At 70.5% G+C, this 8,381-nt stretch carries 6 protein-coding genes; 1 reads left to right on the forward strand and 5 read right to left on the reverse strand.

Annotation, left to right across the window (positions count from 1 at the left end; genetic code table 11):
- Nucleotides 1-61: 61 nt before the first annotated feature.
- The 5 genes from AB0M27_RS34245 to AB0M27_RS34265 form a co-directional block, all read right to left on the reverse strand.
- A complete protein-coding gene (locus tag AB0M27_RS34245; RefSeq protein WP_365727588.1) occupies nucleotides 62-661 on the reverse strand; it encodes a hypothetical protein in 600 nt (199 codons plus the stop codon).
- Between the two features lie 144 nt (nucleotides 662-805).
- A complete protein-coding gene (locus AB0M27_RS34250) occupies nucleotides 806-1,639 on the reverse strand; it encodes an S-methyl-5'-thioadenosine phosphorylase (RefSeq protein WP_365727590.1) in 834 nt (277 codons plus the stop codon).
- Between the two features lie 99 nt (nucleotides 1,640-1,738).
- Nucleotides 1,739-2,038, reverse strand: coding sequence for an FmdB family zinc ribbon protein (locus tag AB0M27_RS34255; protein WP_365727592.1), 300 nt, complete (start codon nucleotides 2,036-2,038; stop codon nucleotides 1,739-1,741).
- A 67-nt stretch (nucleotides 2,039-2,105) separates the two neighbouring features.
- A complete protein-coding gene (locus AB0M27_RS34260) occupies nucleotides 2,106-3,404 on the reverse strand; it encodes an MFS transporter (protein WP_365727594.1) in 1,299 nt (432 codons plus the stop codon).
- Between the two features lie 282 nt (nucleotides 3,405-3,686).
- Complete coding sequence (locus AB0M27_RS34265; protein ID WP_365727596.1) at nucleotides 3,687-5,246, reverse strand: potassium/proton antiporter; 1,560 nt, start codon at nucleotides 5,244-5,246, stop codon at nucleotides 3,687-3,689.
- A gap of 215 nt (nucleotides 5,247-5,461) precedes the next feature.
- Between AB0M27_RS34265 and AB0M27_RS34270 the strand changes: the two genes are divergently transcribed.
- A partial coding sequence (locus tag AB0M27_RS34270; RefSeq protein WP_365727598.1) for a penicillin acylase family protein occupies nucleotides 5,462-8,381 on the forward strand: 2,920 nt, incomplete at its 3' end.

The raw sequence follows: 8,381 nt of genomic DNA on the forward strand, positions 1-8,381 counted from the left end.
CAGTCCCGGCGTTCGATCGAGCGACTTGACGGCAAGCCGCCGGGAAAGCGTCCGAGTCGGTTCAGCACAGCGTCACCGCCAGGCGCGCCGTGGCGCTCGCGCCGACGAGCCGCGCCGCCGTGCCCCGCGGCACCGACAGCACGACCAGCGCCCCGCTCTCGGCCCCGTCCTCCAGCGGCTCGGGCACCTTGGTCACCCGCACACCGCGCGCGAGCACACGGGCGACGCCCCCGGCCGACGGGTCCCCGGCGGCGATGACGTCGACGCGGTCGCCGGGCCGTAGGAGCCGGACGGTGGCCGCGTCGGCGATCCGCACGGGCGCCGTCACCACGTCCACGGCCGCGGGCCGGCGTACGGGCACCGTGACCGGGTGGCCCCGGGCCGGTTCCGCACGCTGCGGTGCGGTCCCCGTGCGCGGCCCCGCGGCGATGAGCGCGGCCGCGGTGACCGCGAGGCCGGCCGCGACGGCCCGCCCGCGGTGCCGTACGAGCCGCTGCAGCCGATACCGCCCGCCACGCACCCGCACCGGCGGGAACTGCGGGATGTCACAGGTCGCCGGGGCGTCCGTGCCCAGGGGACGCGGAAGCCGGAGCGGAGGCGGAAAAGGCGGATAGGGCGGGGACGGGGTGGGGGACGGATTCAAGGACGGGGACAGAGGCACGGAAATCACCGCCTGCGACGAGGAATTCGGCTTGCGATGCCACGATGAGGCCTCACGCCGAATTGCGCCGGAGCCGGTGGATCACGGACGGATTGTGGATAACTCCGCCACCCGAACGGGGAATTCCGGGTCTTTTCGAAGGCGCTACGGCAACGCGAAGCCCGGATCCATTCCGCCGAGCGCGTTCACGCACAGGCAGTCCCGCGCCCCGGTCTCCGGCAGTGCCGCCACCGCGTCGAACAGCACGCCGCGCAGCCGGTCCACGTTGGCCGCGAACACCCGCAGCACCTCCTCGTGCGAGACGCCCTCGCCGGTCTCGGCGCCGGCGTCGAGGTCGGTGACCAGGGTCAGCGAGGTGTAGCAGAGCTCCAGTTCACGGGCGAGCGCCGCTTCCGGGTGACCGGTCATGCCCACGACCGACCAGCCCTGCGCCCGGTGCCACAACGATTCGGCACGCGTCGAGAAGCGCGGCCCCTCGACCACGACCAGCGTGCCGCCGTCCACCGGCTCCCAGTCCCGCCCCCGGGCGGCCTTCAGGGCGACAGCCCGTCCCGTGGGGCAGTAGGGGTCGGCCATGGAGACGTGCACGACGTTCGGCACCGTGCCGTCGGGCAGCGGCAGCCCGTCGAAGTACGACTGCATCCGGGTCTTCGTACGGTCCACGAACTGGTCCGGCACGAGCAGGGTGCCGGGGCCGTACTCGGGCTGCAGCCCGCCCACCGCGCAGGGGCCGAGCACCTGCCGGACGCCGGCCGAGCGCAGCGCCCACAGGTTGGCGCGGTAGTTGATGCGATGCGGCGGCAGGTGGTGGCCGCGGCCGTGCCGGGGCAGGAAGGCGACCCGCCGGCCGGCGATCTCGCCGAGGAAGAGGGAGTCGCTGGGCGGCCCGTAGGGGGTGTCCACCTGGACCTCGGTCACGTCGTCGAGGAACGAGTAGAAGCCCGAGCCGCCGATTACGCCGATCTCTGCGTTCGCCATGACCAGCACACTAGCGGTCGGTGAAACCGTGGGGGAGCGGCGCCGGGAAACGCCGAAGACCCTGCCGTCGTACGACGGCAGGGTCCGGGGATGAACAGGTCAGGCCGCGGAGCTGTTGGCGGAGCTCGACGAGGACGGCTTCGAGTCGGACGAGGACGAGCTCGACGTGCTCGACGACGGCGTGCTCGACGGCTTCGACGCCGGGCTGCTGCTCGACGTGGAGCCGCGGGAGTCGTTGCGGTAGAAGCCGGAGCCCTTGAAGACGATGCCGACCGCGGAGAACACCTTCTTCAGGCGGCCACCGCAGCTGGGGCACTCGGTCAGGGCGTCGTCGGTGAACTTCTGCACCGCCTCAAGGCCCTCGCCGCACTCGCTGCACTGGTACTGGTAGGTCGGCACTGTCTTCCTCCTGGCACTCTCACTCGATGAGTGCTAACGACGGTCTATAGTGACGTATTCCTGAGGCTCAGTCCACCGCCACCGGCACGCGGTGACCGACGCCACGTGCGACGGTTCGGTTCTGCGGCGGCGCGACCAGCCGCGACCGCAGCGCCAGCAGGGTCGCGAGCGCGAGCACCGTGCCGGCCATCGGCACCAGGAATCCCGCGCCGTCCCACAGCCGGTCCTCCAGCTGTCCGGCGACCGTGACGGCGGCCGCCTGTCCGAGCGCGACCGCGCCGGTCAGCCAGGTGAAGGCCTCCGTGCGGGCGCCGGCCGGGACCAGGCCCTCGACCAGCGTGTAGCCGGTGATCAGCGCCGGTGCGATGCACATGCCCACGAGCAGACCGAGACCGGCGAGCAGCAGCACCGAGTGCGCCGTCCACAGGGCGGACGCCACGATCGCGAGCGCCGTGTAGCCGACGACCAGGCGGCGCTGGGGGGCGGTCTTCCAGGCGATCGCGCCGCAGACGATGCCGGACAGCATGTTGCCGGCGGCGAAGACGCCGTACAGGACACCGTTCAGGCCGGGCTCGCCGATGGACTCGGTGAACGCCGCCAGCGACACCTGCATGCCGCCGAAGACGGACCCGATGCCCAGGAAGGTCACGACCAGCACGCGCACGCCCGGCACGCGCAGCGCGGAGGCGTGCTGCACGCGCGCGTGCCCGCCCGCACCGGTCACCGGCGGCTGCGTGCCTTTCTGCGCGGCGAACAGCAGACCGCCGACGAGGGTCAGCGCGCCCTCCGTGACCAGACCGGCCGCCGGGGTCACGGCGGTGCACAGCGCGGTCGCCAGCAGCGGGCCGAAGACGAAGGTCAGCTCGTCCGTGACCGACTCGAACGCCGCGGCGGTGTTCATCAGCGGCGAACCCTGCAGTTTCACGCCCCAGCGCGCACGCACCATGGGGCCGACCTGCGGTACCGAGGCGCCGGTCGGGACGGCCGCCAGGAACAGCGCCCACAGGGGCGCGTGCGCCAGCGCGAGCGCCGTCAGCGACAGGCCGGACAGGGTGTGCACCAGAACGCCGGGGACCAGCACGGCGCGCTGGCCGTAGCGGTCGGCGAGGCGCCCGCTGTACGGCGCGAACAGTGCCATGGAGACACCGGTGGCGGCCGCGGTGGCACCCGCGGCGCCGTACGAGCCGGTGGTGTGCTGCACGAGCAGCACGATGGAGATGGTGAGCATCGCGAACGGCTGGCGCGCCGCGAAGCCGGGGAGCAGGAAGGTCCAGGCGCCGCGGGTGCGCAGCAGCTGTCCGTATCCCGGGCGGGACGAGGCCGGCGAGGTCTTCTCCGGTTCGGTGGTGGTGACCGTGGATCCCACGGCCCGTGCCTTTCTGCCGCCTGGTAGCGCGGGCCTGGTGTGGGCCCGGGCGCCGAGAGCTGTCCTCTTGCGCGGACTGCGGTAGATACCGGCGCCCACTGCGGGTGGGGGACCCGGCCGCCATACGGTCGCGCCAGCTCTGCGTCAGGCAGAGTTGGTTCGATCAGGGTGCGCCTTCATGCTACAGGGATCACCTCTTCCCTCAGCTGTGAAAACGAGCACCACGGAACGGGCCACCTGGGATTTCACGGGAAGGGAGCGCGAACGGCAGGGAACGCGCCCTCAACGCGAGCTGCTCGCCCCGTTCGTGCCGAGCCAGCCGGCCAGTTTGCCGCCGTGGGCGACCGCGCGCAGACGGCGTTCGGCCGCGTCGCGGACCGGGTCCGTGGCGACGACGAGCAGTTCGTCGCCCCGCCGCAACACCGTCGAGGGCAGCGGAACGAACGATTTTCCTTCGCGGACGACGAGGGTGACGGCGGCCCCCGGAGGCAGGCGCAGCTCGCTGACCTCCACACCGTGCATCCGGGAGCCCGCGGGAATCGAGACGGACAGCAGGTGTCCGCGCAGCCGCTCCAGGGGCGCCGACTCGATGCCGAGGTCGGAGGCCTCGCCCGTCTCGCCCAGCCGCAGCGTGCGGGCCAGCCAGGGCAGCGTCGGCCCCTGGACGAGGGTGTAGACCACGACCAGCACGAAGACGATGTTGAAGATGCGGCGGCTGCCGGTGACGCCGCTCACCATCGGGATGGTCGCCAGGATGATGGGCACGGCACCGCGCAGGCCCGCCCACGACATCAGCGTCTGCTCCTGCCACGGCACACGGAACGGCGCCAGGCTGAGCACCACGCTCAGCGGGCGGGCCACCATGGTGAGGACCAGCCCGATGATCAGGGCCGGTACGACGTCGTCGCCCAGCTCGTGCGGGGTGACCAGCAGGCCGAGCACGACGAACATGCCGATCTGGGCGATCCAGCCGAGCCCCTCGGCGAAGCCGCGCGTGGCCGGCCAGTGCGGGAGCTTGGCGTTGCCGAGCGTCATCGCGGCCAGGTAGACGGCCAGGAAGCCGCTGCCGTGCCCCAGCGCGCCGGCGGCGTACGCCGTCACGGCGATCGCCATGACCGCGATCGGGTAGAGGCCGGAGGCCGGCAGGGCCACGTGCCTGAGCCCCCAGGAGCCGAACCAGCCCACCGCGAGCCCGATGGCCGCGCCGATGGCCAGCTCCAGGGCTATCTCGCCGAGCAGGACGTACCAGTGCTCGACCGGGCCGGCCGTGGAGAAGGCGACGACCAGGATGACCACCGGGGCGTCGTTGAAGCCGGACTCCGCCTCCAGCGTGCCCGTCACGCGCGCGGGGAGGGGGACCCTGCGCAGCACCGAGAAGACCGCCGCCGCGTCGGTCGAGGACACCACCGCGCCGATGATGAGCGCCTGCCGCCACTCCAGCCCGACCAGACAGTGCGCGCCCGCCGCGGTGACGCCCACGCTGATGGCGACCCCGGCGGTCGCCAGGACGGAGGCGGACGACAGGACCGGCCTGATCTCCTTCCACTTCGTGCCGAGACCGCCCTCGGCGAGGATCACGACCAGGGCCGCGTACCCCATGACCTGCGTCACGGCGGCGCTGTTGAAGTGGATCTCGCCGATACCGTCCTGGCCCATGAGGACGCCGATCCCCAGGTACACGAGCAGGCTGGGGAGCCCGCTGCGGGAGGAGATCCGGACGGCCGCGACGGCGACGAGCAGGACCACGGAGCACACGAGCAGGAGCTGGTTGAGGTGGTGAACAGTCAGCGGCGGTTCCCTTCCTTGGCCCGCGCGCCGGGGGGCGCGAGCTCGCGTACACAAGACCCGAGGCTGCGGCGCACCGCACCCAAGTACTTCGTTACCTTACCTAACTCTTGACGCTTTCTTGACGCTTCCCGGGGGAAGATCGAACGCTCGTGCGCGCTGGTTCCCGACTCCGCGTCAAGCGGCACAGGGCCCTGCGCCTATGGTTGCTCCAGCGCTCATTCAAAGTCACAGCCCGACCTGCCGCTCGCGTTAGGACAGCAAGGACAGCGATGCCCCCCAACACCACCGCCACAACGGGTGACACCGCCACCACCGGTGTCGCGCCCGCCAAGTCCGGCAGGAAGAAGGGGCGCAAAGCCCGCCTGATCGTGCTGGTCCTGGTACTGGCCGTCATCGGAGGCATCGCCTTCGGCGCGTACTGGTCGATCAGCACAGTCCGCGCCTCCTTCCCGCAGACCAAGGGCACGATCACGCTCCAGGGCCTGTCGGGGCCGGTCGACGTCAAGCGGGACGGCAACGGCATCCCGCAGATCTACGCGTCCTCCGACGAGGACCTGTTCATGGCACAGGGCTTCGTCCAGGCGCAGGACCGGTTCTACGAGATGGACGTGCGCCGGCACATGACCTCCGGGCGTCTGTCGGAGATGTTCGGCAAGAGCCAGGTCAAGAACGACGAGTTCCTGCGCACCCTCGGCTGGGACCGGATCGCCGGGCAGGAGTACGACACCAAGCTGTCGACCGCCACGAAGAAGTACCTCCAGGCGTACGCCAAGGGTGTCAACGCCTACCTTCAGGGCAAGGACGGCAAGGACATCTCCCTGGAGTACGCGGCCCTGGGCCTCACCAACGACTACAAGCCCGAGAAGTGGACCCCGGTCGACTCGGTCTCGTGGCTGAAGGCGATGGCCTGGGACCTGCGCGGCAACATGCAGGACGAGATCGACCGCGCCCTGATGACGAGCCGGCTCGGCCCGCAGCAGATCCAGGACCTGTACCCGGAGTACCCGTACGGCCGGAACAAGCCGATCGTGCAGGAGGGCCAGTACAACGAGCTGGCCAAGTCCTTCCATCAGGGCGGCGCCTCCGGAACCTCGCAGGGCACCGGCACGACGGGTGCGTCCGGCACGACCGGCGGCGCCACAGGCGGCTCTGCGGGCTCGACGGGCACGACCGGCTCGTCCACCTCGACCACGTCCGGATCGTCGCTCACAAGCCAGCTGACGGGCCTGTACAACGTCCTGGACGACGTTCCGACCGCCGTCGGAGTGAACGGCCAGGGCATCGGCTCCAACTCGTGGGTGGTGTCCGGGAAGTACACCATCACCAAGAAGCCGCTGCTCGCCAACGACCCGCACCTGTCGGCGTCGCTGCCGTCGGTCTGGTACCAGATGGGCCTGCACTGCCGCAGCGTCTCCACCACGTGCCAGTACGACGTGACCGGCTACACCTTTGCCGGCATGCCCGGTGTGATCATCGGCCACAACGCGAACATCGCCTGGGGCATGACCAACTCCGGGGTCGACGTCACCGACCTCTACCTGGAGAAGGTGAGCGCGAACGGCTACCTGTACGACGGCAAGGTCCGGCCCTTCAAGTCCCGCGAGGAGACCATCAAGGTCGCCGGCGGCGCGTCCAAGAAGATCGTCGTGCGCCAGACCCAGGACGGGATGCCGCTGCTGTCCGACCGTGACGACGAACTCGTCCAGGTCGGCAAGCGGGCCACGGTCAACACCGCCGCCCCCGACCGCGGCGACGGCTACGGCATCGCCCTGAGGTGGACCGCGCTGGACCCGGGCACCTCCATGGACGCCGTGTTCGCCCTCGACAGGGCGGCGGACTGGAGCGACTTCCGCCAGGCCGCCGCCCTGTTCGACGTGCCCTCGCAGAACCTCGTCTACGCCGACACCGACAACCACATCGGCTACACGCTGCCCGGCAGGATCCCCACGCGCTCCTCCGTCGACGACGGCTCCGTGCCGGCGCCCGGCTGGAACTCGAAGTACCGCTGGACCGGCTTCATCAAGCAGGACGAGCTGCCCTACGAGTACAACCCCAAGCGCGGCTACATCGTCACCGCCAACCAGGCCGTGGTCGACAAGGACAAGTACCCGTACACCCTCACCACCGACTGGGGCTACGGCGCCCGCAGCCAGCGCATCACCGACCTGATCGAGTCCAAGATCAAGGACGGCGGCAAGATCTCCACCGACGACATGCGGCAGATGCAGCTGGACAACAGCAGCGAGATCGCCAAACTCCTGGTGCCGAAGCTGCTGAAGATCAACCTCGACGACAAGAACGTGCGCGACGCGCAGAAGCTGCTGGAGGGCTGGGACTACACCCAGGAGTCCGACTCCGCGGCGGCCGCCTACTTCAACGCGGTCTGGCGCAACATCCTCAAGCTCGCCTTCGGCAACAAGCTCCCCAAGGAGCTGCGCGTCAAGGGACAGTGCCTGTGGGTCGACAAGATCGACAGCACCGGCCCGGTCGACGACGACACCAAGGTGCGCGAGTGCGGCGAGCGCGACGCCGACCAGGCGCAGCCGGACGGCGGCGACCGCTGGTTCGAGGTCGTGCGCACCCTGATGGAGAAGCCGGACAGCGACTGGTGGAAGACCCCCAAGTCGGGCACCCGCCCCCCGGCGAACAACATGGACCAGCTCTTCCGCCGCGCCATGATCGACGCCCGCTGGGAGCTGACCGCCAAGCTCGGCAAGGACATCGACACCTGGAGCTGGGGCCGGCTGCACCGCCTGTTCCTGAAGAACCAGACGCTCGGCACCGACGGCCCCGCGGTCCTGCAGTACGTCCTCAACCGCGGCCCCTGGAAGCTCAGCGGCGGCGAGGCCACGGTGAACGCGACCGGCTGGAACGCCGCCGGCGGCTACAGCGTCGTCTGGGTGCCGTCCATGCGGATGGTGGTCAACCTCGCCGACTTCGACAAGTCCAGGTGGATCAACCTGACCGGCGCCTCCGGGCACGCCTTCAGCGCCCACTACACGGACCAGACGAGCCTGTGGGCCAAGGGCGAACTGCTGCCCTGGTCGTTCTCGGCCAAGGCGGTCGACGACAGCACGAGCGACACCCTCGTCCTAGGGGCAACTGCCGTGCGCATCACCGGAATCAGCACGCACGTGGTCGGCACGCCGTGGCGCAACCTGACCTACGTCCAGGTGCACACCGACGAGG

This window comes from Streptomyces sp. NPDC052107 (assembly GCF_040680215.1).
GTDB lineage: Bacteria > Actinomycetota > Actinomycetes > Streptomycetales > Streptomycetaceae > Streptomyces.